This is a genomic window from Acidovorax sp. A1169 (genome assembly GCF_030704685.1).
Taxonomy (GTDB): Bacteria; Pseudomonadota; Gammaproteobacteria; order Burkholderiales; family Burkholderiaceae_C; genus Acidovorax.
The window spans coordinates 96,891-123,335 of record NZ_JAUZDX010000010.1 but is presented as its reverse complement, the minus strand read 5'-3'; the positions used below and the strand labels follow the sequence as shown (position 1 = coordinate 123,335).

Sequence of the window (26,445 nt, the reverse complement as noted above, 5' to 3'; positions counted from 1 at the left end):
TTCAACGTGCTGCGCGCCGGTATGGCCACGCCACCATGGCGGCGTCGCGCTCGTGCTGGTTGCACCGGCCCTTCCAGCCGGTGGTGATGGCGAAGCTCTCGGCGTCGCGCTTGGCGCCCTTCGCGGTGGGGCTGATGCCGTGGGCGGGGATGCCCAGCTCGGCACACAGGTCGGTGATCAGCCGGCACCAGGCGTCCACCTGGCCAAGGCTGCGGGCGGTGGCCAGCGCGGCGCCGTAGGCAGCCTTCTGCCGGGCGTTCCATGCGCGCGTCTCGAGGCGCGAGTCCTCGAACACCACGCGGCTGGGCAGCACGGCGCGCAGCGTGCGCTCCAGCTGGTGGGGAGCGATCGTCTCCAGCGACGCGAGCTCGCCGTCTACGTAGGTGGCCACGCCAGTGCTGGCGCCTGGGTCGATTCCAAGGATCAGGCTCATGCGGCACCGTCCTTTACTGGGCGCGGGAAACGCAGCTTTCCGCAGACATTGCGCTGCAGCAGGCCCTTGGCGATCAGCGCGTCGACATGCCCCAAAGCGGACTGGGGCGACCGCCAGCCGAAGTGCCGGGCGATGAACGCCACGGGCGGCAGTTGGTCCTGTTCGCGGTGGAAGTCGCGCATGAACTGCAGCACCTTCAACTGCTTGTCCGTAGGCCCGAGCATGCTGCGGGGGCTGAGCCGGATCTCTCCGCGCAGGGTGGCGGCGATAGCGTTGGCTTCGCTCATGTAGCTCATGGTCGACCGCCCTTCGGAATGCCCAAGGCTTCGCGCGCCACGCGCAGCGAGTTCGGCGTCACGCGCTCGCCGGACATGGCCCTGTTCACGATGGCGTGCGCCCAGTCCTTGCCGCCCCTGGTGCTGGTGCCTTGCAGGATCGGACCCAGGCGCTGCAGCGCTTCTGCCACGCGCTGCGGATCCGCGCGGGGCGCCTCAAGGCGCGGCAGTGGTGGCGGCGGGGCCAGCCGGGCGATCGCGCGGAACTCCAGCACGGTCGGCGGCTTGATCGGCAGATGGGCCAGGGCGTAGGCGATCGCGTCCGGATGCGATTCGAAGCCGGCCAGCTCGTGCGACCAGTCGGCCTTCACGGCGGATTCCTCCAGCCCCTCCCAGCGGCCGAGAAAGTCACGGCCATAGGCCAGGGTCAGCTTGGTGAAGATCTTGTCGATCCAGTCGGCAGGAAGGCTCATGGGGTCACCTCGATGGCGTTGGAGTCGGGCACCACGCGGGCGGGCACCTCGACGGTTCGGAAGAAGTCGGCGGCGTCTTGGGCGGGCGCCGGCGCACGGCGGGCAATGCTGGGCACGGCCTGTTGCATTCGCTCGCGCATGGAGCGCTGGTAGACGGTTTCGGCAGGGGCCGTGCTGGCGGCAGTCGTTCCACGATGGCTCTTGCGTTCGGCGTACCAGCCGGCGTTGAAGCCCTGCCAGCCGAACTCGCAGCAAGCCTGCACCGCTTCCGCCGCGGTGATGCCCGCCTTGTCTGCCTCCCGCAACAAGCCCTTCACGGCCGTGTCGGTGAGTGGGCCCGCGCGCTTTTCCTTCCGCACGGCCATGTAGTCCGCAAGCATCCGCTCGGGCACGTCTTCGAGACCAGGTGGCGAAGTTGCGGGGGTGGCAGCGCGCTTGCGCGCCTTACCACCGTCAGGTGGTATATCTACTCTTCTCTTCTCTTCTCTGGGCGTTTCAGTGCGTTCGGTTGCGTTCGGTGTGTGGTCGGTCGCGTTCGGCTGCTGTTGCTCGCGTTCTTTTTTGACCTTTTGCTCCTCGCGCCACTGCTTGGACCGCTCTGCAGACCCATCTTCCCGGGCTGGCTGGCGTTTTTCCCACGCAGACACAGCCGGGCCATCCATCACGCGGCTCTGCATGGCGGCGAGGATCGCGTCTACCTGCTGCGTCTCAAGGTCGAGCGCGCTCGCGATGTCTTCGGGATTCAGGTTTTCTGTTCGCCCGCGTTCGGTCGCGTTCGATGCGTTGTCGAGCACGTGCAGAAACACCGAGATCACGTCGCCAATGCGCTGCTGGGACAGCCGCGCGATGGTTCGCCACTTCGGGTCGTTCTGCATGCCGCTCCAGAGGCGGTACCAGGGTGTCGTGGCCATCTATGCAACCGCCTTGCGCTGGCGCCGCGCGTGGAGCCGCGTCTCGTGCTCGCTATAGGCGCGGTTGAACTGCACCCACAGCTCGCTGCCGGGTTCGTGGTGGTTGGCCTCGCGCAGCGGCACCTGCTGCGCTGCAGCCTGCTGGGCCTGCGCGCGCAAGGCCTCGGGCGTGAGAGGGCGAATGCCGTACATGGTCAGCCCTCCCTCAGTTCCGGAGGCAAATCCGGAAGGTCCGGATTGCCGCGCAGGACACGAGTCGTCACAGTAGCTGCATGGACTTCAAGCCGTGCCCAATCACCCAGTACTTTTACCGCCACGCTCGAGCGGTTGCCGCCCCGGACCTGCCAGTGCGCGTCGATGACACCCGCGAGCCACTTGGGCACGGTGAGGCGCAGCTCGGTGTAGTCGTTCTCGTCGTTGCGGGCCTTGGCGAACTGCAGGCCGCTCTCGGATTCGTTGTTGTGCATGCCACCCCCGTGGAAATTGATCAGGAACCCGCCGGCGAACAGCACGGCGGTGGCGCCCGCTCCATTGCGGAGACAGGGCGAAGAGAAAGCGAAAGGCCGTTCACGTCGTTCAGCGGTGCTGTGCGTGGCTCCATTGCCAGACAGTGGCAGGCGCTGCGCAGGTCACGGGCTGTGGAAGGTGCGGCCACGGTACGGCGGGAGGGTCCAGCATCCGGCCCGCAGCCATCACAGGCGGAGGCGGGTCCCGGTAGCTGTGGTGCGCCTGGGCATTCATCGCGTTCTGCAGAGCATTGAGCTCGGCCTGGAGCGCCGCAATGCTGGCCGCCAGCGCCTCGGTAGCCCGCCGCATCGGTTCGAGGTCAACCATCGATGGCCTCCCTGTGCAATCGGGTGCCTGCCCTCTCCCGGGGCAGAATGGAAGCTCCTACACAACCATTCCCGAGAGGGGCAGACATGCCAGAAGAATCACCGGAACACCGCACATACGAAGACGGCGCGCGCGAGGCATTGGCCTTGGCCATTGCAACGCTGGTAGGGCTTCTGCCGCCGGACAAGAAGGCAATCTTCATGAACGGCTACCCCCAGAACGTATTGACCTGGGAGAGCCAAGCACTGCCATCCAGCGAAGTAGCCGACGAATGGCTGAACGGACTCCAGTCGATGGCGCAGAGCATCCAGCGGCTTGTTCAGCCCTGAGGCGCGCGTCGCGGTTGCGCCAGAATTTTTCCTTCGGGATCAGCCATGGCATGGGGCAATGGGGACAGGGGTTCGGCTCGTTCCACGGTCCTGGCTCATACAGATGGCCGCAGGCCTTGCAGTGCTCACTGTGCTGGCGTGGCGCAGGCGGCACGTCAAAGCCTTCAGCAACGCGGGCGAACTCGCGCGCAAGGGGTGGGGCCCAGTGCATGCGCCCCTTTCGTGACAGCGGCCCGCTCTTCACGCTGCGGAGGCGGTCCTGCTCAGCCATGGGCGGCTTCCGTCTTGGTTGGCTCACTGGAACGTACCAGCGCCCAATTCACTTGATCATTGAGGTCTTCACAGCGGATGCCAGTTGCGGCGGCCACCTCTGGGCAGCGCTCCGCAGAAACACGGCCCGTCTTGAGCCAATGCTCAACGTGCTGACGAAGAACGCCACCTCCAACGGCCTTCGCCAACTTGGATGGGCTGCCATCGAAGGATTCGACGGCGCGCTGAATACCGGTGCTGTTTGCCATATGGGTGACTCGAATGCAAATTAGTTTGCAATGTATCACGCAAACTAGATTGCAAGCAATAGCTGCAAAATCGTTTGCAATGAAAAAGTCACTTGCCGATCAAGTCAGGGCGTTCATCGAAGCCAAGGGCGAGGGCTACAGCCCCGCGAAACTTGCCGAAGCCGTCGCAAAGTTCCAGCGCGACCTCCCAGAAGGGGAGAGATGCAAACGACAGAACATCGAGCAACTGCTTGAGAAGGAATTTCGGACAGTCCGCTACCTGACCGCGCTGGCGGCGGCGATGGGTTCGACTGCGGAAGCATTGGCAGCGGGATCGTTCAAGCCGGACAAAGGCAGCGTCATCGACAGCCCAGCGCCAGCGCCCCATGAAGCGCCGGTCTCCAGCATCGATTCCCCTCCTGACATGGTCATCACCCAATACGACGCAGGTGGCGGTATGGACACCACTGGTCGGCTTCTGTTGGACGATCAACCGGGCATCATTCGAAGCTGGCGAGTCAGCCAGGAATGGCTGAACCGCAACGTTCCAACGCACACAGGGTTCAGAAATCTGTGCATCGTCACCGGCTTTGGCCACTCAATGCGTCCGATGTACAACCCTGGCGACCCCTTGCTAGTCGATACCGGGGTGAAGGTGGTGGATCAAGAAGGGGTGTTCTTTTTCCGGGTCGGGGATGAGGGTTTCATAAAGCTTGTCCAGCGCGTACCAGAGTTCAATGGCCCCGGGTTCATTCTGCGCATCATCTCGAAGAATCCAGATTTCCCCCCCTACGACATATCGCCGCACAACCCTCACTTCGAGGTTCTGGGGAAGGTACTCACCGTGTGGCGGAGCGAGCAGTATTGAGTGTGCTGCGGGCGTTGCTGGCTGTAGCGGTACTGACTCCGCTGGCAGCCGAGGCCCGTATCCCCCGCGACCAGGCGCAGGTCCGGGCCTTCAAGGCTGAGCAGCCCTGCCCCGCCACCGGCCGTGCCCGTGGCGCGTGTCCTGGCTGGCAGGTAGATCACATCGTGCCGTTGTGCGCGGGTGGCGCGGACCACCCCAGCAACATGCAGTGGATCACAGCGGCCGACCACCGCCTAAAGACGTTTGTGGACGTCCGAGGTTGTCGGAAATCCATCCTTCGTCGCCAATCGACCCCATGATCGGCACCAGGCGCGACGACCGCCGATCAATCACCACACCTAGCTCCACCATAGACGCCAGCTCATCGGGCGACAGCTTGTGCGCGATCGCTGCCACTTGGCGCGCATAGGCCAAAGCTACATCGCGCACCAAGGGAACCCCCACCTCTTCGTTTCGCATCTGGGCGACCAGTTCACCCACCGCACCGCTCTCGTCGTTCTGCATGTTCGCACCTTTTAATACTGTATGAAATAACAGTATTACTCATCGTCGGGCAGTTGCCAAGGCCTCGCGAAGGCCTGCCATTCAGCACACGAGAAAAAAGCCCTTCCGGGCTACGATGGATGTTCCTCAACAACCATCCCTGGGAGGGACCATGGCAGTTTTGCTGATCACATACGACCTCAACAACGAGACGAAGCGTCCACCACTGCTTCAGACGCTAAAAGACCTGTTCCCTGCATGGGCGCGGCTGTCAGAGTCGTCTTATGCAGTCTCCACCGACCTACCGCCCGAGCAGGTCTACAACGCCCTAGCACCCCTTCTGGATGCTGATGACAACTGCTTTGTGATTACGTTGAACCGGCCGTGGTGGGGCCGAGCTCAACAGGATGATGTGATGGAGTGGTTGAAGGGCGCCCTGTAGCCACCGAAGTGGACGGCGATACCAAAACGCCAGCCCCGCTTTCCGCCAACCGCGTCAACGCGCGTTCACCAGTTGACGTGCACGCCTCCAAATAGAACTTACGGCCGTCTTGCACAAGCCGCGCACTCGCTGACCCGTCGTTTGTCATTTGATTCTCCTGGCCACCTTCGGGTGGCTTTTTCATGCCCGCCCGGGATGGGCGTGACGGGCAGTCTAGATCAAATGCAAACTAAATTGCAAATAATGCTTGCACAACGGCAAACCTGTTTGCATAATTCAACCCATCGCAGCACACAGCAGCGATGGGCACCAAGGCATCGACCCCGGCCGCCCGGCTCCTTAAAAAGCTGCGTGATTACGCCTGGCAACAGGTGCCCATCACAAACAACCTCTCGCGAATGCTGAGGCCCGGACTGTCGGGGATAGAGACAGGTGAGGCGGCACTGCCAAGAACAGCAAGGTGCCATCCAAGGGTGAATTAGTGGCGGTCACTCCCTCCCCTTGGGCTCTGCGCAAAAACGCAGGCCGCATGCCCCACCCAGCGTGGGGAGGAAATGCGGCATGGATGCCCTGGCAACAGGGCCATCACTGAAGCGGCGGCGTGGATAGAGCACACGCTTGGTGTTCGATGTCCGGCACCAAAACCCTCCGAAACATGCAGGACAAGCCGCGTTGCGAGGCCCTGCAAAGGCATGCAAGCCCGAGTGTCACCGGGCCCGCTTCAGTGATGGCATGAGCACCCGACGCACCCATACCGCCGCCGAAGGCCAAGGCGGGCGCTGGGCACTCTGGTGCAAGAGAGCGATCACGACCACCCCGGGAAAGCAGCGGGGACCATTTCGGGGCGGCGACTGCGGTCGCTGCGCGTTGGTCGGGGTCAGCACCTCGTAAGGCACAGCACACACCAACGGCAGCGTTTCCAGGGCCTCATAGCGGCCCGCCGCCCCACCCCTTTCCAACCGCGCGCCCCTCTCCGTCCCTCCCTCCATTTCTTGGGCGCACCAGCGGTTTTTTCTTCCCCACCTCCACAGGAGCACGCCATGCAACCAGGCACGCAGGAAGCGGAATTTCTCCGCGACATCGCCAAGCACCAGATCAATGTGATCCGGGACGACGGCCTCTACCGCCACATCCGGTTCAGCCGGCCAAATTCGATGTGCATGCACTTCGACCTGATCACGTGGCCCGGATACTTGTGCTACTGCGGCGACATGGGCACCTACGTGTTCACGCGGCTGGCGGACATGTTCGAGTTCTTCCGGACGGACCGGCGCGACGATGACAAGTTGCGCATCAACCTCTCCTACTGGTCAGAGAAGCTGCTGGCCGTTGACGGCTCGCGCCGCTCTGGCTCTGCCATGGAGTTCAGCTACGACCGTTTCGAGCGGGTCGTGAAAGAGCAGTTGGTGGAATGGTGGCGCGATCACTGCACCGATGCAGCACAGCGCCGCGAGCTGCGCGAGCAGGTCGAGGAAGCACTGCTGGGCACCGGCTACTTCAGCGAGCGCCCCGAGACGACCGGCGACGCGATCCGCATGGCAAACGATTTCGAGGCGGAAGTGGCCGGCAAGAAGTTCCAGTTTCAGGACTTCTGGGACCACAGCCTCGAAGGCTACACCCACCGCTTCACCTGGTGCTGCTACGCGCTGGCCTGGGGCATTCAGCAATACGACCTGGCCAAAGAGCCGGTGGCGGCCTGACCAGCACATGGGGCGCGGATCAAAGCACGGCCTGCACCGCGACGAGTGGGAGCAGCGTCGCACCGAGTTCGTCAAGCGCGGCATGGAGCTGCCGCAGTCCAAGCTGATGCCGCTGGACGTGGCCGAGATCCGCAGCGCCGCGCGCCAGCGCGACAAGCTGCGCGACCACATCAGAGACAACCTGAGCAACGCAGCGCTGGCCAGAAAGTTCGGCGTGCACGAACGCAGCATCGAGAAGGTTCTGAGCCAGGAGGCTTGGAGCCACATCCCCTGACCACAACCAGCCCGCACCACGCGGGCTTTTTTACGCCCTACGGAGAACACCATGCAGAACGTGCACAGCACCATGCAGCGTGCCATCGCGCCGCACGCCCCGCCCCCGATCACGCCCACCGAGTTGCTGGAACTGCGCGCCAAGGCCTGGGCCGAGGTGGAGCGGATCGAGGCAAACGACGCCAGCTGCCGCCGCGCGCTGCGCGCCCAGCAGTGCCAGCAGCACCACGAGTGGACAGGGGCATCGCAATGAACAGCGCCGCCCCCAACCTCACCACGGCCGTGGCCATCATCGCACTGCTGAGCGCCTTCCTGTGGGCCCAGGCCGACGACACCCAGGCACGCCAGGCCCAGTACCAGCGCGAACTGGCCGAAGCCCAGCACTCCCGAGACTGGGCGCTGCAGCAGTTCCAGAAGCACGCCTGCCGCCCCGGCGAAACCGCCGTGTGGGTTGAGGACCAGGTGGCCGAGTGCCTGCGCGACATCACCACCACGGCGGCCCGGCCATGACCGAGCAGGACCAGCCCGAACCCACCGCCCTGGAAGAGCTGCAGCAGATCCTGCTGATCGCCGGCCTGGGCTTCTTCATCTGCCTGACCACCGGCCTGCTGGCCGGGATCTTCTATACGCCCACACCATGACCACCACCGAACTGGCCGACACGCCAACGCTGGCACAAACCGCCGTCCCCGAGGCCCTGCCCGCCCTCACCACGATGGGAGCAATCGCCATCAGCTCTCCCGCCGGCCTGATGCTGCATCTGCTGCGTGAGAACGGCAACCTGGACCAGTTCGAACGCATGATGGACATGCAGGAGCGCTGGGAGCGCCGCGAGGCCGAGAAGGCGTTCAACGATGCCCTGACCGCCTTCAAGGCCATGAACATCAAGATCCCGAAGCGCAAGCAGGTGGACTTTGAGAACCGCACGGGCGGGCGCACCCAGTACAAGCATGCTGAACTGGTAGACGTGACCGACTTGCTGGGCCCCGCACTGTCGGCGCACGGCTTGTCATGGTCCTGGCGCCCCCGCCAGGAAGGCGGAATGATCACCATCACCTGCGTGCTGCGCCACCGCCTGGGCCACTGCGAGGAGGTGTCGCTGTCGAGCCCGCCAGACGCCAGCGGTGGCAAGAACGCGATCCAGGCGGTGATCTCCACCACCACCTACCTGGAGCGCCACACCCTGAAGGCCATCACCGGCACCGCAGAGAGCGACGAGGACGACGACGGCCAGGGCGCGCCGGACGGCACCGGGGCCGAGAGCCTGGCCACGAAGTGGGTCAACATAGTGAACGCCACCAGGACCCGGTCCGCGCTGACGGCCGTGATGAGAGAAGGCCGAGTGGTGTTCAAGGACGCCAAGGACCGCGACGGCTACGCGATCTTCGCCAAGGCCGTTGAGACGCACGGCGTCACCTTGCCGCTGGACAGCTGACCATGCGCGACGTGTTGTTCCGCTGCTCCAGCCTGGGGCACCTGATGACCGAGCCCAAGACCCGGGCCGAGGGCGACCTGTCGATCGGCGCGCGCACCTACCTGCGCAACCTGGTCAAGCAGGAGATCTTCTCCGTCGATTTCGAGGCCGGCGGCCGTGAGATCGAGAAGGGCCTGCGCATGGAGGCCGAGGGCATTGCGCTCCTGAACAAGGTGCGCGGCTGGAACCTGGCCAAGAACACCGAGCGCCGCACGCTGGGGCTGCTGACCGGCGAGTGCGACCTGTTCAACCCACCGCGCCGCCGGGGGCACGACATCAAGGCCTCGTGGTCGATCCGCACCTTTCCTGGCTGGGTGGCCGACTGCATCAACCCGCTGTACGAGTGGCAGATGCGCGGCTACATGCGACTGTGGGACGCCGACGCCTGGGAGGTGAACTACGTCCTCGTGGACACCCCCGACGACCTGATCCGCGACGAGCCGCTGGAGCTGCACGTCGTGGACCACATCCAACCGCACCTGCGGGTCACCACCTGGGAGCTGGAGCGCGACTACCAAAAGGAATCGCTGATCCAGCTGCGCCTGGAAGCGGCCCGCGCGCACTACGACGAGCTGGTGCACGAGTTCGCCGAACTGCACCGCAAGGACGTGATCGACGTCCAGGCGCGCACCGCCGCGCCGCCCCCAGCACCACGGCGCAATGCCGTGCAACTGCCCACCCTCTTTTCTTGAAAGCCATCCATGACCGACCAAACCAACGCAGTCGCGGCAGCGCCAACCGCTGGCGCCATCTTGTCCAAGCCCCTGTCCATCAAGGACACCGTGCTGGCGCAGTTCAAGGAAGCCGAGGCCGGCCTGCTGGCCATGGCCGAGCGCTACAGGGATGTCGTGTACGACGTCACCACCACCAAGGGCATGGCCGAGGCCAAGGCGGCGCGCGCCGACCTGCGCGACAACGGCCGCCGCCTGCTCACACGCACCGAAGCCAGTGTGAAGGCCGACGTGAACGAGCTCAAGCAGGTGATGGGCGCCGAGGTTGAGCGCCTGGTGGACATCGTGAAGCCTGTCGAGGATGCAATCGACGCCCAGATCAAGGTCGAGGAGAAGCGCAAGGCCGACGACAAGGCCGAGCGCGATCGCCTCGAAGCGGAGCGCGTAGCCGGGCACCGCGCCAACATCGACCAGCTGCGCGCCTACGCTGACCAGGCGGCAGGTCAGTCGCTGGAATCCTTGGCCAGCGCCATCACCGCGCTGGAAGCGATGGAGTTCGGCCCCGAGTGGGAGGAGTTCGCCCCCGAGGCCGACACCGCCCGCAACACCACGGTGGCCAGGCTGCGCGAGATCGCGGAGAGCACGCGGCAGCGCCAGGAGAACGAGCGGCTGCAGCAGGAGCTGGCCGCTGCACGGGCAGCGCTGGGCGCTCAGGCGCCTGCGCCGGCCCCTGCCGCCACGCCGGCACCACACCGCGCGGCCTTTGCGCATGCCCCCACCCTGGCCGCCCAGCCGAAGCCCGCCGCCCAGTTCGCTGCCATGGCGTTCGATGACGACGACCAGGCCCCCGACAGCACGGCGCCCGCCGGGCAGGCGGTCACGCCCGCCGAGCCGCGCGACCCCAGCGCAGCCTCGCTGACCATCGGACAGATCAACGAACGGCTGGCGCACATCAGCACCACTGCCGAGGGCCTGCGCGGCTTGGGCTTTCAGCCCGCCGGCCGTCGCGGCAGCGCCATGCTGTACCACGAGGAAGACTTCTCGGCCATCTGCGCAGCGATCGCGCGCCACGCCGGCACCGTGGCCAGCAGCTACCGCCTCGAGCTGGCCGCCGCCTGACCCTTTCCGGGGCGGCACGCCGCGCGGATCGCCCCTGCAGCCCCTTGCGAGACGCCTCGGGGCCCGTTGGCAGCGCCGACTACAGGAACCGCCGTGCGCCGGGCTGAGAAGGCCAGGCCGCCCCACCCATCACCACATCCGGAGGCCCATTGGAAAACGCTCCCCAACCCCAGCGCCCGCCCTTCAAGCTCGAAGGGCCGGCCGCCATCCGGCACTTGAACGTCCGCAAGGAAGGCCCAGAGGACGAGAAGGTCCTGGCGGTCGATGTGAAGCTGTCGTTCAGCAAGGTCGACCGCCGGCTGTGCACGTACTTCGATGACGCGCTCGAGGCGTTCCTATGGCGCGGCGACACCGCCGCGCTGATCGTGCGCAACGCCTTCCTGGCCCCTGTGACCTATGCCAACCAGATCAGCAGCGCCACCGTGCAGATCGGCCTGCGCACCTTCCACGGCTGCGACGTGAAGAAGTTCAGCATCGAGCCCGCCGATGGCGGCGTCATCACGCTGGGCTGCAGCGTGTCTCTCTACCCCGACGCGGGGGACGTCTCCGACTTGGCCAAGCTGGTGCAGGACGAAGACCGCGTGTCCATCGAAGGGCCGCCCGACCTCTTCACCGAGGCAGGGCTGGCGGTCGATGGCGCGGGCAACGTCACCCCGGTGGGCGATAGCGCCGGCCGAAACCTGGAGATCGTGCTGTGAAAGAACGCCCCATACCATTCAAGGCCGCGATGGTGCGCGCAGTGCTCAGCGGCGCCAAGACGCAGACGCGGCGCATCGCGAGCACGCGGCAGTGCGTGCTGGGCGAAGAGTTCCCGGGCCCGCGCGGCAGCGATGGCTTCAGCCGTGCCTACCTCATGCACCGAGCGAGCGATCGCGCGGACATGCTGGAGCGCTGCCCCTACGGCCAGCCCGGCGACAGCCTCTGGGTGCGGGAAGCCTGGCGCACCGTGGCCGAAGCTGACCAGCTCCCTCCGCGCGACCTGACGACCGCGCATCGCATCTGGCACGAGGCCGATGAAGCTCATCAGCCAGGGGCCGGCAAGTACCGCCCGCCGATGTTCATGCCCCGCTGGGCCAGCCGCATCACGCTGGAGGTGACGGGCGTGCGCGTGGAGCGTCTCCAAGACATCAGCGAGGCCGATGCAATAGCCGAGGGTTCGCGCTCCTGGGCGCTGGAACAAGACACGCCGGTGAAGGACATCCCTGCCGGCGAGACTCGCCTGATGTTTCGTCAGCTTTGGGAGCACATCAACGGCTCCGACTCTTGGGACGCAAACCCCTGGGTGTGGGCGGTGGAGTTCCGCCGCCTGCCCTGACCGCCCCGCCCACTCCCATCACCAGCCCGCCACGCGCGGGCTTTTTCACGCCCACACATGACCGCATACGACGACTTCCTACGCGCCAAGGTGACCTTGCCCACCGACACCGGCTTTGCTTGCGATCCCCACGAGGTAAACCCGCTGCTCAAGCCCCACCAGATTGCCATCGTCTGCTGGGCGGTGCGCGGCGGCCGGCGCGCGATCTTCGCCGCCTTCGGCCTGGGCAAGAGCGTGATGCAGCTGGAGATCGTGCGCATCACCCGCGCCAAGGCCGGCGGCATGGGCCTGCTGGTCATCCCGCTGGGAGTGCGGCAGGAGTTCATCCGCGACGCCGCCATGCTGGGCATCAAGGTGAAGTTCATCCGCCGCATCGAAGAGTGCGACGACCCCGAGGGCATCTACCTCACGAACTACGAGACCATCCGCGACGGCAAGCTCGACCCCACCCTGTTCGTGGTAGCCAGCCTGGACGAGGCCTCGTGCCTGCGCGGCTTCGGCGGCACCAAGACCTTCCGCGAGTTCATGGCCCTGTTCGCTGGCGACCGCAAGACCATGGATGCGCGCGTGCGCAGCGCTGGCGTGCGGTACCGGTTCGTGGCCACGGCCACGCCCAGCCCGAACGAGTTCATCGAACTGCTGGCCTACGCGGCGTTTCTGGACATCATGGACGTGGGCCAGGCCAAGACAAGGTTCTTCAAGCGCAACAGCGAGAAAGCGGACCAGCTCACCATCCACCCGCACAAGGAACGCGAGTTCTGGCTTTTCTGCGCGTCGTGGGGCATCTTCGTGCAGCGGCCCAGCGACCTGGTTTTCAGCGATGAAGGGTATGACCTGCCGGCATTGGAAGTGCGGTGGCACGAGATCAACGCCAACCACGACATGGCTGGACACGAGGTGTACGGCCAGGCGCGCATGTTCAAGGCCGAGGCGATCGGCATCATCGAGGCCTCGCGCGAAAAGCGCGATAGTCTCTCTGCCCGTGTCGCCAAACTGATGGAGATCATCCGTGCCGATGTCCGACAAAGCAGCCCGCCTGGCTTACAACAAGGCGTACTACCGGAAGAACAGGGAGCGGCTGCTGGCCGAGCAGAAGGCGCGCGATCAGCAGCGCGACCTGGCCGAGCCCGGCGCGCGGGACCAGTACCAGCAGGAGTACCGAGCTGCGAACAAGGAAGCGCTGCTGGAGAAGCAGCGCGCCAGGAACAGGGCGAACTATGCGGCCAACAAGCCTGGCTACCGGGCGCGGGGGAAGAAGGCGCGGCTCAAGAAGTACGGTATCACGGCGGCGCAGAAGAAGGCCATCCTGGACATGCAGGAACACCAGTGCCCGATATGCGAGCGCTTCCTGACGGAATCGCACGTGCCATCGATCGACCATTGCCATGTGTCGGGATCGGTACGGGGGATCCTATGCAGGCGCTGCAATGCGGCGCTGGGGATGCTGGACGAGAGCCCGGCCAACCTGGAGCGGGCCCTGGAGTACTTGAGCATGCGCAAGGCGCAGGAGATGACCAGGTTGTTATCTGGTGCGACCTCAACGACGAGCAGCGGGCCATAGAGAAGGCTCTCGCCGCGCTCTCGATCTCCTGCTCATCACTGCACGGTTCCCAGACCATCGACGAGCGCGACCCGTTGCTCGAGTCCTGGCGCAACCGGGAGACATGCGCGTTTCTGACCAAGCCCTCTATGTATGGGGCTGGCGTCAACCTGCAGCAGTGCCACACGATGGTCTTCGCAGGCATCAGCTTCAAGGCGCAGGACATCCTGCAGGCGATCCATCGCATCCACCGCTTCCAGCAGCAGCACGCCTGCGTGGTGCACCTGATCTACACCGAGGCCGAGCGCCAGGTCCGCCGGGACCTGGAGCGCAAGTGGGCCCAGCACAATGAAATGGTTGCAAAGATGACTGAAATCATCCGAGAGTTTGGCCTGTCGAAGTCCGGCATGGCCGAGTCCTTGACCCGCGCCCTGGGCGTGGAGCGCGTGGAGGTGAAAGGTGATCGCTTCACCTGCGTGAACGATGACTGCGTGCGCGAGACGGCCCGCATGGAGGCCAACAGCGTGGGCCTGGTGCTCACGTCGATTCCGTTCAGCACGCAGTACGAGTACTCGCCCAACTATGCGGACTTCGGGCACACCGACAACAACGCGCATTTCTTCCAGCAGATGGACTACCTGGTGCCCGAGCTGCTGCGCGTGCTGAAGCCCGGGCGCCTGGCGGCCATCCATGTGAAGGACCGCATCGTGCCGGGCAGCATGACGGGCTTGGGCTTCCAGACGGTGTACCCCTTCCACCTGGACACCATCCAGTGTTTCAGAAAGCACGGCTTCGGGTACATGGGCATGAAGACCATCGTCACCGACGTGGTGCGGGAGAACAACCAGACCTACCGCCTGGGCTGGAGCGAGCAGTGCAAGGACGGCAGCAAAATGGGCGTGGGCATGCCCGAATACTTGCTGATCTTCCGCAAGCCGCCCAGCAGCACCGAGAAGAGCTACGCCGACACGCCAGTGGTGAAGGACAAACCGCTCAGCCTGGACGAGGACGGCAACCAAGTGCCCTTCGAGCGCAACCTGCAGATGGTGCCCGGTACCGGCTACTCCCGCGCGCGGTGGCAGCTCGATGCCCACGGCTTCACGCGCAGCAGTGGCGATCGGCCGCTGACGCCCGAACACCTTGAGAGCCTGCCCCACGATGCGATCTTCAAGCTGTTCAAGCAATACAGCCTGGAGCAGGTCTACGACTTCGAGCACCACGTCCGCGTCGGCGAGCACCTGGAAACCAAGGGCATGCTGCCCGTCACCTTCATGCTGCTGCAGCCCCAGAGCTGGAGCGACGAGGTGTGGAGCGATATCACCCGCATGCTGACGCTCAACGGCGCCCAGTCGGCCAAGGGCCGCGAGATGCACCTGTGCCCCATGCAGTTCGATATCGCCGATCGCGCGATCAACCAATGGAGCATGCCCGGGGAGGAGGTCTACGACCCGTTTGGCGGCCTCATGACTGTGCCATACCGCGCCGTGAAGGCCGGCCGCCGCGGGCGCGGCTGCGAGTTGAGCTCGCGCTACTTCCTCGATGGCGTTAGCTACTGCGAGGCAATGGAGCGTGAGATCAGCATGCCCAGCCTGTTCGACACCCTGGACCTGCAGGCCGCCTGACCTGCGGCCCATCACCACCCCAACTCCTGCCGCGCGAGGCGGCAGGCAACCCGAGAGCACCATGGCATCAGTCAACAAAGTCATCATCGTCGGCAACCTGGGCCGCGATCCCGAGATGCGCACCTTCCCCAGCGGGGACCAGGTGGCCAGCGTCACCGTGGCCACCACGGACAAGTGGAAGGACAAGCAGAGCGGGGAGATGAAGGAAGCCACCGAGTGGCACCGCATCATCTTCAACGGCCGCCTGGCCGAGATCGTCGGCCAGTACCTGCGCAAGGGTTCCCAGGTCTACGTGGAGGGTAGCTTGCGCACCCGGAAGTGGACCGACCAGCAGGGCACCGAGCGGTACGCCACCGAGATCAGGGCCGACCAGATGCAGATGCTGGGCGGGCCGCGCGACGATGGCGGCCAGCAGGGGCATGCGCCTGCGCCGGCTCCGCGGCAGCAGCAGCGTCAGGCGGCGGCGCCGGCGCGATCACCAGCGCCGCCACCGCGCGCATCTTCAGGGTTCGACGACATGGACGATGACATACCTTTTTAGCCCAGCTGTTTCGCAAACTCCGAGACGTGGGTCGACGCTGTAGTGGCACGCAGGCGCATGCCGTCCAAAGCCATTTGGATTCTCGAATGACCAGCAACGATATTGCCCTGGTTCCGATCCATTAACTCGACCAAATCAGTGAATGCCGTCCTGATCTGCATCAAACTCCAAATGCATTCTGGGGGTAACGGCTTACCGGCCATGCTTTCTATCAGTGGCAGAGCTGCCCTGAGGCGCTCAGGTTGGCGGTTGAAGGGCAATGACTGCGGCCAGGTTTCAACCGTTTTGGCCTCTTCCCCAAGGGTAGTAGTCAACTCCCCAATGAGTAGATGAACCTCCTTGGCTGCGTCTAACTTCATGCGTCTCTCGTTTGCAAGCCCGGCTTCCGACTGCTTCCTGTACAGATAGACGGAAAAGTAAATCGCCAGCACGCTGAAGATGGCCTGCGTCCACCCAGACCACTCAGCTTTGGTCATGCATAAGGGCCACCAATCCGTCCAAAACCAGAGCAAACAGTATTCCTGCGCAGGCTTTGCCAGTTCCACAGCGCGCGCTAATGCCTCCGCCAATTGATTCGTATCCATCTCGCCCCTCCACATTGATGGGCCAGATCGTATCCCCTCACCCAGCCCGCACCAAGCGGGTTTTTTCATTTCTGGACCATCCATGACCCCAGTAGAGATCCGCCACTTCCACCTGTTCTGCGGCCTGGGCGGCGGCGCCAAGGGCTTCAACAAGGCATCCCCCCGCGTGGGCAACATGCAGGCGAAGTTCCGCTGCATAGGCGGCGTGGACGTGGACGCCGCCGGCATCCGCGACTTCGGGCGTCTGAGCGGCGTGCCCGGCACCGTGCTGGACATGTTCGACCGCAGCCAGTACGTGGACTTCCACGACAAGGAGCCGCCAGCAGACTGGCGCGAGGCCACGACCGCCGACATCCACCGCGCGGCCGGGGGCGAGCGCCCGCACATCGTGTTCCTGTCGGCACCGTGCAAGGGCTTCAGTGGCCTGTTGCCCGAGGGCAAGAGCAAGACCGCCAAGTACCAGGCCCTGAACCGCCTGACGCTGCGCGGCGTGTGGCTGATGCTCGAGGCCTGGCGCAACGACCCGCCCGAGCTGGTGATCTTCGAAAACGTGCCGCGCATCGCAACGCGCGGCCGCCACCTGCTGGACCAGATCGTGGACCTGCTGCGGGCCTACGGCTATGCGGTGGCCGAGACGACGCACGATTGCGGGCACCTGGCGGGCCTGGCCCAGAGCCGCAAGCGCTTCCTGCTGGTGGCGCGCCACGTCGAGAAGGTGCCGTCTTTCCTGTACCAGCCGCACAGCAAGCCGCTCCGCGCCGTTGGCGACGTGCTGGGCCGCATGTTGCTGCCGGGCGACCTGCGCGCCGGGCCCATGCACCGCGTCCCCAGCCTGCAGTGGAAAACCTGGGTGCGCCTGGCGTTCGTGCAGGCCGGCAGCGACTGGCGCTCGCTGAACCGACTGGCGGTCGAGGACGGCAACCTGCGGGACTACCTGATCGTTCCCGAGATGCACCGAGGCATGCTGGGCGTGCAGGAGTGGGGCCGCCCCAGCAGCACGGTCACCAGCAAGGGCCGCCCGAGCAATGGCAATTTCGCGATCGCCGACCCACGTTTCGACCAGTCAGCGAAGTGGAACGACGGCCAGGCCCTAGGCGTGCGCCGCTGGGTTGAGCCCACGGGCACCGTGGCGGGCCAGCAAAGCCCTGGCCAGGGCGCGTACAGCGTGGCCGATCCGCGCGGCTTCGGCGACGACACGCACAAGAACGTGTTCCGCGTGACGCCCTGGGATAACGCTGCCGGCACCATCTCCAGCGGCCATGGCCCAAGCAGCGGCGGTGGTGCCGTGGCGGATCCGCGCATGGAGGTTAAGCACAACAACTGCTTCCGCATCGTGCGCATGGACCAACCGGCTGGCACGGTCACGGGCGGCACCGGCCCGAGCGCAGGCGGCCAGGGCGTGGCGGATCCGCGCTCCTCCACCGGGTTCCTGGGAAAAGGCAAATACCGCGTGACCAGCATGAACGAACCCGCCGGCACGGTCATCGCACGCAGCGACACGGGCCAAGGCGCCTTTGCCGTGGCCGATCCCCGCCCAGGCATGCAGCGCGAGAAGGGCGACAGCTACATCACCGCCGGGCACTACGGCGTGGTGCCATGGGATGGTTCATCCGGAGCGGTCAGCGCAGCTGCTGGCCACGACAACGGCCGCTGGAGCGTGGCCGACCCGCGCATGCCGGCAGCGACCGAGAAGCTGATCTGCCGCATCACGGCCGAGGACGGCACCTGGCATCGCCCCTTCACGACCCTGGAGCTGGCCGCCCTGCAGTCCCTGGTGGACCCGGAGGAGCAGTTGGAGCTGGACGGGCTGAGCGATCAGGCCTGGCGCGAGCGCATCGGCAATGCGGTGCCCAGCGACGCAGCCGAGGCGATCGGCCACGTCATGGGCGAGACGCTGCTGCTCGCCTGGTCCGGGGAAACCTTCCTTCTCAACGCGCAGCCCATCTGGGTGCGCCCCATCGCAACCGCACTCAGCGTAGCAGGAGCAACATGACCATCACCGCCTATCCACCGCAGCGGGGAAAAGTTCTCACGCCTGAGGCCCAGGGAGAGCGCGACGACTTCGACAGGAGCTACGACGGTGGCAACTGCAGTTGCCACCTCTCGCCGCCCTGTGGCAGTTGCACCCACCCGGGCAACCCCCGCAATCAAGAAGAGGATCCAGATGCCTGGATGGATGACATCCTCGATCTTGACGAGCTGGAGCGCGAGGCGCGCGCGGCCGTGGCCTGGACCGTCGACGCCGCGGCCGCGCGGCACAAGCTGGAGATGGGGCTGCCGCCTTTCTGACTAGGCGTCCAGCGCCTCAGGACCTATGTGCAGTTCCGGGATTTGCACATTGTTCCCCTGCCAGCTCGCGAACTTTGCCGACAGCACGTTGCACGTGTGATTCCCTACGACAGCGGCAATCGCATCGCCCTCCGGCCCCACCACCTGCTCGATCACCAGCGGATCGAAGAACAGGTGCGCCTGCTTCTCATAGCTCATGTGTTCGATCTTCGGCATCGTGACCGTGATGGTTGCCCGCTCGCCTTCTGCGAAGCGTGAGCCATCGGGAAAAGCCTGCTCCAGGAACGGCTGCATGGCAGCAAGAAATTTAGACATCTCTCGACTCCTTATAGGAACGATCAGTATGAGCGAAAACAGCAAAATCGAATGGACCGACCACACCTTCAACCCGTGGGAGGGCTGCCAGAAGGTCGGCCCAGGCTGCGACCACTGCTACGCCGAGACGCGCAACGCGCGCTTCGCCGGTGGCACGGCCATCAATTGGGGCCCGGGCGCGCCGCGGCGACGCACCAGCGCCAGCAACTGGGAGCTGCCCAAGCGTTGGAACGCCCAGGCCGATGCGTTCATGGCCCAGCACGGCCGCCGGCAGCGGGTCTTCTGCGCCAGCTTGGCCGACGTGTTCGACAACGCGGTGGACTTGCTTTGGCGCGAGGATCTTTTTGCGCTGATCAATGCCACGCCCAATCTGGACTGGCTCCTACTCACGAAGCGAATCGGCAACGTGCCCGCGATGGTCTCCATCATTCCGGGCTGGCTGCCAGACAACGTGTGGCTGGGCGCCACCATCGTGAACCAGGAGGAGGCCGACCGGGACATCCCAAAGCTGCTGCGCGTGCCGGCGCGCGTGCGGTTTCTCTCCATGGAACCCTTGCTGGGCCCAGTGAACCTGCGCCGCTGGCTGCAGCCGCACTGCGAACGCCATCCCGGCCAGCTGGCCGCCGATGGCAAATGCGAGGTGTGCGAGGGCCGGGGCATCTGGGACATGCCGGGTGCAGAGCAGCTGCAAGAGCACGAGAAGGGCGCCATCCGCCCCGGGTTGGACTGGGTGATCGCGGGCGGAGAGAGCGGGCCAGGTGCGAGGCCCACGCTCCCACAATGGCCATGCTACTTGCGGAATCAGTGCACTGATGCTCGCGTTCCGTTTCTTTTCAAGCAATGGGGCGAGTGGCACACCCAAGCCTACAGCACCAGCACGGGTGAGCCGGTTTTCCGCCAGTTCACGAACTTCCAGGAATGGGTGAACAAGGCCCAAACCTGGGTGCAGGGCGGTATCTGCCTGGATGTTCACGGCCGGGAGCTACGCAACGGCGGCGACATGGCCAGGGCCAGGGATGCAGACGGTTTCCCCGTGACCATCATGCACAAGGTCGGCAAGAAGGCAGCCGGCCGCCTGCTCGACGGTCGCACCTGGGACGGGTTCCCCACAGCTGTGCAGGAGGCCGCCAATGGCTGACATTGAGCTGCTGGCCGACGCCAGCGCCTTCGAGGCAGAGATTCGCGCAATGCCCAACGGGCAGCTGCAGGCCCAGATGCTGGTGCAGCAGGGATCTATCCACGCGATCAGCTTCTTGCTGGCCCATGGCTGCACGGAAGAGATTGCTCAGGACATGCTGGTCGACCTGCGCCTGAACGCCGGGGCACTTCGCGACGAGGCAAAGCGCCGAGGGATGCCCGAGTTGTTCGAGGTCGACCAGACCGCTGGCTTCCACTGACCGTGACCGCCTCGGCCACAACCTGGCCAGCCGCCCGCCAGGCGTACTACTCCCACCACGCCGCATGCGGGCAATGCCAAGCAGCCCGCGCGGCCTCCCCCACCCAGCAGCGCTGCCCCGAGGGGCTGGCGCTCTGGGACACCTACAACCAGGCCGGCGACCCGCCCCACTTCCTGTGGGCGGCGCGGGCCCAACGACTCAAGAGCCATGACCGAAAGACAACCTGACGCGCGCCTGCGCATCCTCGCCGCGGCCGCTGGCCTCATCGCCGAAGCTGGCCAAGCCGGCCTGGTGGTGACCATCGCCACCGCGCCCAAGCTGCCCCTGGCCATGGGCCACTACAAGATGGCCATCAGCGTGCGCGACAAGCGCGGTGCGCCGGGACCGGCGGCTGAGGTGGCTCAGGAGGTGGATTTCAGCCCCATCGCCTGCCCATCAACCGAGACCACTGGAGTGGCAGCCGGGGCGCTGGCCGAACGCGAGGTCAAGGATGCCATCCGGTCAGCTTATGACCTTGGGTACAACGACGCCCGCGGCATGCGCGCAGTCACTGGTGATGGCGCACCTGGCTACAGAGGCCAGCAGGTCGAAAAAGACCACGGCGGTGCATTGTTGGCACGACTGCGGGCCATCGCCCCCACCGAGGCCGCTGCACCGGACCTGCCCCAGGCCGCCCGCGCCCAGCCCTCGGCACCTGCAGTCGCATGGCGCGAGCGCATGGGCCCCAAGGCCGCCTGGACACCATGCTCAAAGGAGCACCACGACTGGGTGCTGCGCGCCCCGGCGGAGTGGCCCGGGGTGGAGGTGCAAGCCCTGGCGGTTGCTGGTCCATACGTGCCGTTCAAGGCACTGCAGGCCGCTTTCGCAATGCGGTCGCCAACATGCTGGTGCGAGTCCTGCGACGCTATTGCCAACGATGGCCATCGCTCGCGCATGAGCCTGTGTCCCTCCTGCGGCGACAAGCGCTGCCCGCGCGCGCTGCATCACGAACACGATTGCCAATTCGGAGCCCCCCATGGCCAGCCGACGTAGCCGCACGCGCCGCGACAAGCGCGCACCCGTGCCCGATTTTGACGATTTGCCCGAGGGGCAGAAAGGAGGCCTTTGATGGGAGCAGCACTACCGATGACAGCGGTGGCGGCCCCGATGACACCCGCCGTGCAGGTAGTGGCATCGCGCTTTGTCACCATCCGACTCTATGCCGCCATTTCGGGCCTGACCGAGAAGGCGATCCGCCGCAAGATCGAGCGTGGCGTCTGGCTGGAAGGCCGGCACTGGCGCAAGTCCGATGGCAGCATCTTCATTGACACGAAAGAGGTAGAAAAATGGGTCGAGACGGCGACGGCGTAGAGCCGCGGGCAAAGTCCATCCGGGTGAACTTCACGCTGGATGGCGAGTGGCAGCGGGTGGCGCTGAAATTGCCGCCCACCCCAGCCAATCTGCGGTACGCCGCGAAGCTGGTGGCCCAGGTGCGCAGGGCAGTTGCAGCCGGCACCTTCGAGTGGGCCGAGTACTTCCCCGATGCCCCCCAGGCGAAGGCGAAGCGTGCAGCCGACAACTTCGGCCAGTGGTGCACGCTGTACCTGCAGACGAAGGGCCAGTTGGCCAAACGCACGCAGGACCAGTACCGGAACGCGCTCGAGGTGTGGAAGACCCTGCTCGGCGCCGAGACGGCGGTCGAGAAGCTGACGCACGCCGTGGTGGCTGCCAAGGTGGGCAGCCAGCCCTGGGCCTCGCCCAAGCTGCTCAACAACTACCTGATCCCCCTGCGCGGCGTCTTCGCCCTGGCCGGCCGCGACCTCAAGATCGATGATCCCATGGAGGGCATCGAGAACACCAAGCACCAGGCCCCCGACCCTGACCCGCTCAGTCTGGACCAGATGGAGCAGGTGCTGGAAAGCATGCGCAAGAACTACGACCTGCGGGTGTGGGCCTACTTCACGTGCGCCTTCCTCACGGGCATGCGCCCCGAAGAGCTGATCGAACTGCGCTGGGGGGATGTCGACTGGACCAACCAGACCATCCGTGTGTCGCGTGCCCGCACGGCCGGCGAGGTGAAGGGCATCAAGACCTACGCCACGCGGGACGTGGACCTGGTGCAGCGGGCGGTCGAGGCGCTGGAGTACATGAAGCGCTGGAGCATGCTGGGCAGCACCGATGAGGCAGACCACGAGTTCGGCCGGCAAATCTTCCAGAGCCCCGTGACCGGCCGGGCCTGGCACGACGAACGCAGCCAGCGGGACACCTTCTGGCGCCCCACCCTGCGGCGCCTGGGCATTCGCTGGCGCCGGGCCTACCAGACGCGGCACACCTACGCGGCCAACAACTTGATGGCGGGCGTGAACCCGGCCTACATCGCCAGGCAGATGGGGCACAAGAACGCCAAGATGCTCTTCACGGTCTACGCGAAGTGGATCGACGGCGCCGACCGAGGCCGCGAAAAGGCGAAAATGGAGGAACGGCTGGGGAAAAAGGAAAAGCCGGCTGATGCCGGCTTTATCTCCCACAAATCTCCCTGAAAGTCCCGACGCTGGTTTCGTCGAGAGGGAGAAAGTGGTAGGCGCGATTGGACTCGAACCAACGACCCCCACCATGTCAAGGTGGTGCTCTAACCAGCTGAGCTACGCGCCTGTGTTGTTCTGTTCAAGACCACGATTATAGCCACAAAAAATGGACGTCTGGAAAGACTCAGCAAAAAATTGCTAAACATCCTCCGGGCGCCCATCACGACCGCCTCATCTGCGCCGCGCCGACCGCACCCCCTGCACCCCCGCCACGATCCCCAGCACCTTGTTCAAGCGCCCTGAATCGGCAACCTCCACGGTGAACGTCATCCATGCCGTGCCCTTGACGGACTGGGTCTGCACGCCGATGACATTGGTCTTCTCGCGCGCAAACACTTCCGAGATGTCGCGCAGCAAGCCCTGGCGGTCGGCGGCTTCCACGGCCACGTCCACGGGGTACACGGCGGGCTTGTCCGTGGCTCTGGCCTTGGGCAGGCCCCAGTCCACGTCAATCACGCGCTCGCCGTTCTTGGCGGCCATTTCGCGGAAGTTGCTGCAGTCGGCGCGGTGCACGCTCACGCCCTTGCCGCGCGTGACAAAGCCGCGTATGTCGTCCGGCGGCGCGGGCTTGCAGCACTTGGCCAGCTGGGTCATGAGCGAGTCGATGCCCACCACCAGCACACCACCCTTGGGGCTGGATGATTCATTGCCGCGCGGCTTTTTCAGCAGCAGGTAGTCGTCGTCGTTCTGCGGGGGCTCGGCCGGGCGCAGCACGGTCTCGATGTTGCGCAGCGAGAACTCGTCCTTGCCCACCACCTCGAACAAGGCCTCGGCCGATTTGAAGCCCAGCTGCACGGCCAGGTCGTCGAGCTTCACGGCCGTCTTACCCTCGCGCTGCAGCAGGCGCTCCACGGCCTCGCGGCCGCGGGCCACGGTTTCGTGCGTGGCCTGGGCGTTGAACCAGGCGCGCACCTTGGCCTTGGCGCGGTTGCTGGTGAGGTAGCCGAGTTCGGCGTTGAGCCAGTCGCGCGAAGGGCGGCCCTCTTTCACGGTGACGATCTCCACCGTCTGGCCGTTCTGCAGCGCGGTGTTCAGCGGCACCATCACGCCGTCGACCTTGGCGCCGCGGCAGCGGTGGCCCAGGCTGGTGTGCACGGTGTAGGCAAAGTCCACCGGGGTGGCGCCCTGGGGCAGGTCGACCACGGCGGCCTCGGGGGTCAGCACGTAGATGCGGTCTTCGAACAGGCCATTGCTCTTTTGCGCATGGCCGGCCAGGTCGCGCTCCCACGCGAGCAGCTGGCGCAGCACGGCGATCTTGGCGTCGTATTCGCCCGTGGCGGCCACGCCCGCATAGCCCTTGGTGCCCGCCTCTTTGTAGGCCCAGTGGGCGGCCACGCCGTGCTCGGCATGCTCGTGCATGGCCTGGGTGCGGATCTGTATCTCGATGGGCTTGCCGTTGAGGTCATCGCGCACGATGGTGTGCAGCGACTGGTAGCCATTTGCTTTGGGCTTGGCGATGTAGTCGTCGAACTCTTCGACGATGGGCGCAAAGCGCTGGTGCACCCAGCTCAGCGCGGCATAGCAGTCCTTCACCGTGGGCACCACCACGCGCAGCGCGCGGATGTCGTACACCTGGTCGAAGTTGAGCGACTTGCCGCGCATCTTCTTGACGATGCTGTAGATGTGCTTGGGCCGGCCCTGCACGCTGGCGCTGATGCTGCGCGCGCGCAGGTCCGATTCGAGCCGGGCGCGCAGCTGCTCCATGTAGACCTCACGCTCGCCGCGCTTCTCGTCGAGCAGGCGCGCCACCTCCTTGTAGGTGTCGGGCTCCAGAAAGCGGAAGGACAAATCCTCCAGCTCCCACTTCACCTGCCAGATGCCCAGGCGGTTGGCCAGTTGCGCAAACACCTGCAGCGACTCGCGCGCCAGGCTGGGCGACATGGGCAGCTTGGTGGCCGCGTGAAAGCGCAGCGTCTGCAGCCGTGAGGCCAGGCGCAACATGACCACGCGCAGGTCGCGCGAGAAGGCCAGCAGCATCTTGCGCACGTTCTCGGTCTGCAGGGCCGGGTCGTCCAGCGCCTGGGCGCCGCGCGCCTGCTGCTGCACGCGCACGAGCTTGGTGGTCTCTACCGCCAGGGCGGCAAAGTTGGCGCCAAAGGCCTTGGTGATCACTTCCTCGGGCTTGTTAAGGTGCACACACGAGTACACGAGGTAGCTGGCGGCCTGCATGGCTTCAGAGCCGCCGATGGTCTTCAAGATGGCGGCCACGGCGTCGGCATGGGCCAGGGTGTTCTCGCCAGAATCGAGCGCTTCGCTGGCGATCAGCGGCTCGGCAAAGGCGCGGGCGCGCACCAGGGCATTGAGCTGTTCGGGCAGCGTGTGGGCGGTGGCCGCGATCAGCTGGGGCACGGCCTCGGCCGTGTTCAGCGGCGGGCCGGAGGGCGGGGCAAGCGTCTTCATGCGGTGGCGGTGCCCTCTCCTGCCAGCAAGAAGCCCACCACGGCGGCCACCTGGTCGGCCGCGACCAGGGTAGGCGCATGGCCCACGCCGGCAAACTCCACCAGCTGCGCACGCGGGCCGCGCTCGGCCATGGCCTGCGCGGTCTCATGCGAGAGCAGATCCGAATCCGCGCCGCGCAGCAGCAGCGTGCGCGCCGTGATCTGGTCGTACAGCTGCCACAGGAATGCCTCGCCAGCAGCGGCGGCCTCTTGCGTCATGGCGCGAAACGGCACGGCGATGGCGGGGTCGTAGTGCAAGGTGAGCCCTCCCTTGCCATCTTCATTGGGCAGGCTGCGCACCATGGCGCGCGACAGCTCCAGCCACTGGGCCGGCGTGTGCGGGCCAAAGCTGGTGGAGACGGCCCAGGTGGCATCGGCCGCCTGCTGCAGCGATTCGAACCGGGCGGCAAACCCGAGGTACTGGCCGATGCGCTGGATCGCCAGCCACTGGATCACCGGGCCCACATCGTTGAGCACCAGGCGCCGCACCGGCACGGGCAGCGGCAGCCCCGGCTGGCCGATGACACCCATGCCGATCAGCCCGCCCATGCTGGTGCCCACCCAGTCGAGCGTGGTGATGGGCGCCTGCTGGTGCAACTGCGCCAGCAGGGCCAGCATGTCGGCGCCGTACTGGGGGATCTGGTAGCCCATGGGGTCGGCCAGCCAGTCGCTCTGGCCACGGCCCACTACGTCGGGGCAGATGACGCGGGCGTGCTGGCTGAGCTCGCGCGCCAGCACGTCGAAATCGCGCCCCTGGCGCGACAGGCCATGCACGCACACGATGACGTGCGGGTGGGCGGGGTTGCCCGTGGCATTCCACTCCCAATACGCCATGCGGTGCTGCGGGCCGGTGACAGGCCTGGCGGCAGCAGGGTCTTGGCCGGCGGGCACCGCTGTGGCCCCGGGGCCGGGGCACAGTACGTAGTTCAGCGTAGGTTCTATCATGGGTGCGAAATCCGGTAGCGGCACTTGATAATGCCTGCGTTCAATCGGCGCCCGCCAGGAGCCCTGGCAAGGCGTTGCCTTCATCGTAATTCATATTCATCTTCACCTTTCAT

The 26,445-nt window shown here is 65.6% G+C and carries 37 protein-coding genes, 1 tRNA gene and 1 pseudogene; 24 read left to right on the top strand and 15 right to left on the bottom strand.

Translation table 11 applies throughout. From position 1 onward, the window contains the following. Nucleotide 1: 1 nt before the first annotated feature. From QYL93_RS17495 to QYL93_RS17465, 7 genes are all read right to left on the bottom strand, one after another. Entirely contained in the window at nucleotides 2–433 is a 432-nt protein-coding gene (locus QYL93_RS17495) for a hypothetical protein (protein WP_305744826.1), read from the bottom strand. Continuing rightward, nucleotides 430–729 (bottom strand): hypothetical protein, encoded by a 300-nt coding sequence (locus QYL93_RS17490; RefSeq protein ID WP_305744825.1) that lies wholly within the window; start codon nucleotides 727–729, stop codon nucleotides 430–432. Before QYL93_RS17490 ends, QYL93_RS17495 begins: the two co-directional genes overlap by 4 nt. Further along, nucleotides 726–1,181 carry a hypothetical protein gene (locus tag QYL93_RS17485; RefSeq protein WP_305744824.1) on the bottom strand — a complete coding sequence of 152 codons (456 nt, stop codon included), beginning with the start codon at nucleotides 1,179–1,181 and terminating at the stop codon, nucleotides 726–728. Before QYL93_RS17485 ends, QYL93_RS17490 begins: the two co-directional genes overlap by 4 nt. Continuing rightward, nucleotides 1,178–2,056, bottom strand: coding sequence for a hypothetical protein (locus tag QYL93_RS17480; protein WP_305744823.1), 879 nt, complete (start codon nucleotides 2,054–2,056; stop codon nucleotides 1,178–1,180). Before QYL93_RS17480 ends, QYL93_RS17485 begins: the two co-directional genes overlap by 4 nt. 36 nt (nucleotides 2,057–2,092) lie before the next feature. Next, entirely contained in the window at nucleotides 2,093–2,284 is a 192-nt protein-coding gene (locus QYL93_RS17475) for a hypothetical protein (RefSeq protein WP_305744822.1), read from the bottom strand. Nucleotides 2,285–2,286: 2 nt separating this feature from the next. Beyond that, a complete protein-coding gene (locus QYL93_RS17470; RefSeq protein WP_305744821.1) occupies nucleotides 2,287–2,604 on the bottom strand; it encodes a hypothetical protein in 318 nt (105 codons plus the stop codon). 64 nt (nucleotides 2,605–2,668) lie between these two features. Further along, the gene (locus QYL93_RS17465) at nucleotides 2,669–2,926 is read right to left on the bottom strand and encodes a hypothetical protein (protein WP_305744820.1); all 258 of its coding nucleotides are present in this window, start codon (nucleotides 2,924–2,926) and stop codon (nucleotides 2,669–2,671) included. Nucleotides 2,927–3,012: 86 nt separating this feature from the next. On the opposite strand from QYL93_RS17465, the gene QYL93_RS17460 reads away from it, so the two are divergent. Beyond that, entirely contained in the window at nucleotides 3,013–3,255 is a 243-nt protein-coding gene (locus QYL93_RS17460; RefSeq protein WP_305744819.1) for a hypothetical protein, read from the top strand. Nucleotides 3,256–3,518: 263 nt separating this feature from the next. Here the strand turns inward: QYL93_RS17460 and QYL93_RS17455 are convergent, their stop codons facing one another. Continuing rightward, nucleotides 3,519–3,773 carry a YdaS family helix-turn-helix protein gene (locus QYL93_RS17455; RefSeq protein WP_305744818.1) on the bottom strand — a complete coding sequence of 85 codons (255 nt, stop codon included), beginning with the start codon at nucleotides 3,771–3,773 and terminating at the stop codon, nucleotides 3,519–3,521. Nucleotides 3,774–3,852: 79 nt separating this feature from the next. On the opposite strand from QYL93_RS17455, the gene QYL93_RS17450 reads away from it, so the two are divergent. Continuing rightward, nucleotides 3,853–4,620 carry a S24 family peptidase gene (locus QYL93_RS17450; RefSeq protein ID WP_305744817.1) on the top strand — a complete coding sequence of 256 codons (768 nt, stop codon included), beginning with the start codon at nucleotides 3,853–3,855 and terminating at the stop codon, nucleotides 4,618–4,620. Between the two features lie 213 nt (nucleotides 4,621–4,833). On the opposite strand, the gene QYL93_RS17445 is transcribed toward QYL93_RS17450, so the two are convergent. Next, nucleotides 4,834–5,124, bottom strand: coding sequence for a hypothetical protein (locus QYL93_RS17445; RefSeq protein WP_305744816.1), 291 nt, complete (start codon nucleotides 5,122–5,124; stop codon nucleotides 4,834–4,836). 151 nt (nucleotides 5,125–5,275) lie between these two features. Between QYL93_RS17445 and QYL93_RS17440 the strand changes: the two genes are divergently transcribed. The 11 genes from QYL93_RS17440 to QYL93_RS17390 all read left to right on the top strand — a co-directional run bounded on the left by QYL93_RS17440 (nucleotide 5,276) and on the right by QYL93_RS17390 (nucleotide 12,097). Then, on the top strand, nucleotides 5,276–5,545 hold the full coding sequence (locus QYL93_RS17440; RefSeq protein WP_305744815.1) for a hypothetical protein: 270 nt from the start codon (nucleotides 5,276–5,278) through the stop codon (nucleotides 5,543–5,545). Nucleotides 5,546–6,585: 1,040 nt separating this feature from the next. After that, the gene (locus QYL93_RS17435) at nucleotides 6,586–7,245 is read left to right on the top strand and encodes a hypothetical protein (RefSeq protein WP_305744814.1); all 660 of its coding nucleotides are present in this window, start codon (nucleotides 6,586–6,588) and stop codon (nucleotides 7,243–7,245) included. 7 nt (nucleotides 7,246–7,252) lie between these two features. Then, complete coding sequence (locus QYL93_RS17430) at nucleotides 7,253–7,519, top strand: hypothetical protein (protein ID WP_305744813.1); 267 nt, start codon at nucleotides 7,253–7,255, stop codon at nucleotides 7,517–7,519. A gap of 51 nt (nucleotides 7,520–7,570) precedes the next feature. After that, complete coding sequence (locus tag QYL93_RS17425) at nucleotides 7,571–7,771, top strand: hypothetical protein (RefSeq protein WP_305744812.1); 201 nt, start codon at nucleotides 7,571–7,573, stop codon at nucleotides 7,769–7,771. Next, a complete protein-coding gene (locus tag QYL93_RS17420) occupies nucleotides 7,768–8,028 on the top strand; it encodes a hypothetical protein (protein ID WP_305744811.1) in 261 nt (86 codons plus the stop codon). Before QYL93_RS17425 ends, QYL93_RS17420 begins: the two co-directional genes overlap by 4 nt. Continuing rightward, nucleotides 8,025–8,159 (top strand): hypothetical protein, encoded by a 135-nt coding sequence (locus QYL93_RS17415; protein ID WP_305744810.1) that lies wholly within the window; start codon nucleotides 8,025–8,027, stop codon nucleotides 8,157–8,159. The genes QYL93_RS17420 and QYL93_RS17415 overlap by 4 nt, the downstream gene beginning before the upstream one ends. Continuing rightward, complete coding sequence (locus tag QYL93_RS17410) at nucleotides 8,156–8,953, top strand: ERF family protein (protein WP_305744809.1); 798 nt, start codon at nucleotides 8,156–8,158, stop codon at nucleotides 8,951–8,953. Before QYL93_RS17415 ends, QYL93_RS17410 begins: the two co-directional genes overlap by 4 nt. Nucleotides 8,954–8,955: 2 nt before the next feature. Beyond that, a complete protein-coding gene (locus tag QYL93_RS17405; RefSeq protein WP_305744808.1) occupies nucleotides 8,956–9,684 on the top strand; it encodes a hypothetical protein in 729 nt (242 codons plus the stop codon). A gap of 9 nt (nucleotides 9,685–9,693) precedes the next feature. Beyond that, entirely contained in the window at nucleotides 9,694–10,782 is a 1,089-nt protein-coding gene (locus tag QYL93_RS17400) for a hypothetical protein (RefSeq protein WP_305744807.1), read from the top strand. A gap of 149 nt (nucleotides 10,783–10,931) precedes the next feature. Further along, nucleotides 10,932–11,480, top strand: a complete 549-nt coding sequence (locus tag QYL93_RS17395; protein ID WP_305744806.1) for a hypothetical protein — start codon at nucleotides 10,932–10,934, stop codon at nucleotides 11,478–11,480. Further along, nucleotides 11,477–12,097, top strand: coding sequence for a hypothetical protein (locus QYL93_RS17390; RefSeq protein ID WP_305744805.1), 621 nt, complete (start codon nucleotides 11,477–11,479; stop codon nucleotides 12,095–12,097). The genes QYL93_RS17395 and QYL93_RS17390 overlap by 4 nt, the downstream gene beginning before the upstream one ends. A 78-nt stretch (nucleotides 12,098–12,175) precedes the next feature. Here the strand turns inward: QYL93_RS17390 and QYL93_RS31980 are convergent, their stop codons facing one another. Next, on the bottom strand, nucleotides 12,176–13,123 hold the full coding sequence (locus tag QYL93_RS31980; protein WP_370876991.1) for a hypothetical protein: 948 nt from the start codon (nucleotides 13,121–13,123) through the stop codon (nucleotides 12,176–12,178). On the opposite strand from QYL93_RS31980, the gene QYL93_RS31975 reads away from it, so the two are divergent. From QYL93_RS31975 to ssb, 4 genes and pseudogenes are all read left to right on the top strand, one after another. Further along, nucleotides 13,113–13,658, top strand: coding sequence for an endonuclease VII domain-containing protein (locus tag QYL93_RS31975; RefSeq protein WP_370876995.1), 546 nt, complete (start codon nucleotides 13,113–13,115; stop codon nucleotides 13,656–13,658). The two genes, QYL93_RS31980 and QYL93_RS31975, sit on opposite strands and share 11 nt — an antisense overlap. Then, nucleotides 13,616–13,882: pseudogene (locus tag QYL93_RS31970) on the top strand (helicase-related protein); the annotation flags it as partial. The gene QYL93_RS31975 and the pseudogene QYL93_RS31970, both read left to right, overlap by 43 nt. A 108-nt stretch (nucleotides 13,883–13,990) precedes the next feature. Continuing rightward, nucleotides 13,991–15,259 carry a DNA methyltransferase gene (locus QYL93_RS31965; protein ID WP_370876994.1) on the top strand — a complete coding sequence of 423 codons (1,269 nt, stop codon included), beginning with the start codon at nucleotides 13,991–13,993 and terminating at the stop codon, nucleotides 15,257–15,259. 61 nt (nucleotides 15,260–15,320) lie between these two features. Next, the gene (gene ssb / locus QYL93_RS17380) at nucleotides 15,321–15,800 is read left to right on the top strand and encodes a single-stranded DNA-binding protein (RefSeq protein ID WP_305744803.1); all 480 of its coding nucleotides are present in this window, start codon (nucleotides 15,321–15,323) and stop codon (nucleotides 15,798–15,800) included. Here ssb and QYL93_RS17375 read toward each other — a convergent pair. After that, nucleotides 15,797–16,384, bottom strand: a complete 588-nt coding sequence (locus QYL93_RS17375; RefSeq protein WP_305744802.1) for a hypothetical protein — start codon at nucleotides 16,382–16,384, stop codon at nucleotides 15,797–15,799. The two genes, ssb and QYL93_RS17375, sit on opposite strands and share 4 nt — an antisense overlap. Nucleotides 16,385–16,466: 82 nt before the next feature. Here QYL93_RS17375 and QYL93_RS17370 point away from each other — a divergent pair, with 82 nt between their 5' ends. After that, nucleotides 16,467–18,377 carry a DNA cytosine methyltransferase gene (locus QYL93_RS17370; protein ID WP_305744801.1) on the top strand — a complete coding sequence of 637 codons (1,911 nt, stop codon included), beginning with the start codon at nucleotides 16,467–16,469 and terminating at the stop codon, nucleotides 18,375–18,377. After that, nucleotides 18,374–18,673: a hypothetical protein gene (locus tag QYL93_RS17365; RefSeq protein ID WP_305744800.1), complete on the top strand. Its 300-nt coding sequence runs from the start codon at nucleotides 18,374–18,376 to the stop codon at nucleotides 18,671–18,673. Before QYL93_RS17370 ends, QYL93_RS17365 begins: the two co-directional genes overlap by 4 nt. Here QYL93_RS17365 and QYL93_RS17360 read toward each other — a convergent pair whose 3' ends face one another. Continuing rightward, nucleotides 18,674–18,988, bottom strand: coding sequence for a hypothetical protein (locus QYL93_RS17360; protein ID WP_305744799.1), 315 nt, complete (start codon nucleotides 18,986–18,988; stop codon nucleotides 18,674–18,676). Nucleotides 18,989–19,016: 28 nt separating this feature from the next. Between QYL93_RS17360 and QYL93_RS17355 the strand changes: the two genes are divergently transcribed. The 5 genes from QYL93_RS17355 (at nucleotide 19,017) to QYL93_RS17335 (ending at nucleotide 22,904) form a co-directional block, all read left to right on the top strand. Then, complete coding sequence (locus QYL93_RS17355; RefSeq protein WP_305744934.1) at nucleotides 19,017–20,126, top strand: phage Gp37/Gp68 family protein; 1,110 nt, start codon at nucleotides 19,017–19,019, stop codon at nucleotides 20,124–20,126. After that, nucleotides 20,119–20,385 (top strand): hypothetical protein, encoded by a 267-nt coding sequence (locus QYL93_RS17350; protein ID WP_305744798.1) that lies wholly within the window; start codon nucleotides 20,119–20,121, stop codon nucleotides 20,383–20,385. The genes QYL93_RS17355 and QYL93_RS17350 overlap by 8 nt, the downstream gene beginning before the upstream one ends. Nucleotides 20,386–20,592: 207 nt before the next feature. Then, nucleotides 20,593–21,417, top strand: a complete 825-nt coding sequence (locus QYL93_RS17345; RefSeq protein ID WP_305744797.1) for a hypothetical protein — start codon at nucleotides 20,593–20,595, stop codon at nucleotides 21,415–21,417. A gap of 75 nt (nucleotides 21,418–21,492) precedes the next feature. Continuing rightward, nucleotides 21,493–21,735, top strand: coding sequence for an excisionase (locus tag QYL93_RS17340; RefSeq protein ID WP_370876990.1), 243 nt, complete (start codon nucleotides 21,493–21,495; stop codon nucleotides 21,733–21,735). Next, nucleotides 21,711–22,904, top strand: a complete 1,194-nt coding sequence (locus QYL93_RS17335) for a tyrosine-type recombinase/integrase (protein ID WP_305744796.1) — start codon at nucleotides 21,711–21,713, stop codon at nucleotides 22,902–22,904. The genes QYL93_RS17340 and QYL93_RS17335 overlap by 25 nt, the downstream gene beginning before the upstream one ends. Before the next feature lie 35 nt (nucleotides 22,905–22,939). On the opposite strand, the gene QYL93_RS17330 is transcribed toward QYL93_RS17335, so the two are convergent. The 3 genes from QYL93_RS17330 to QYL93_RS17320 form a co-directional block, all read right to left on the bottom strand. Then, a tRNA-Val gene (locus QYL93_RS17330) sits at nucleotides 22,940–23,016 on the bottom strand. A 104-nt stretch (nucleotides 23,017–23,120) separates the two neighbouring features. Beyond that, the gene (locus QYL93_RS17325; protein ID WP_305744795.1) at nucleotides 23,121–25,349 is read right to left on the bottom strand and encodes a bifunctional (p)ppGpp synthetase/guanosine-3',5'-bis(diphosphate) 3'-pyrophosphohydrolase; all 2,229 of its coding nucleotides are present in this window, start codon (nucleotides 25,347–25,349) and stop codon (nucleotides 23,121–23,123) included. Next, nucleotides 25,346–26,332, bottom strand: a complete 987-nt coding sequence (locus tag QYL93_RS17320; protein ID WP_305744794.1) for an alpha/beta fold hydrolase — start codon at nucleotides 26,330–26,332, stop codon at nucleotides 25,346–25,348. The genes QYL93_RS17325 and QYL93_RS17320 overlap by 4 nt, the downstream gene beginning before the upstream one ends. Between the last annotated feature and the right edge of the window lie 113 nt (nucleotides 26,333–26,445).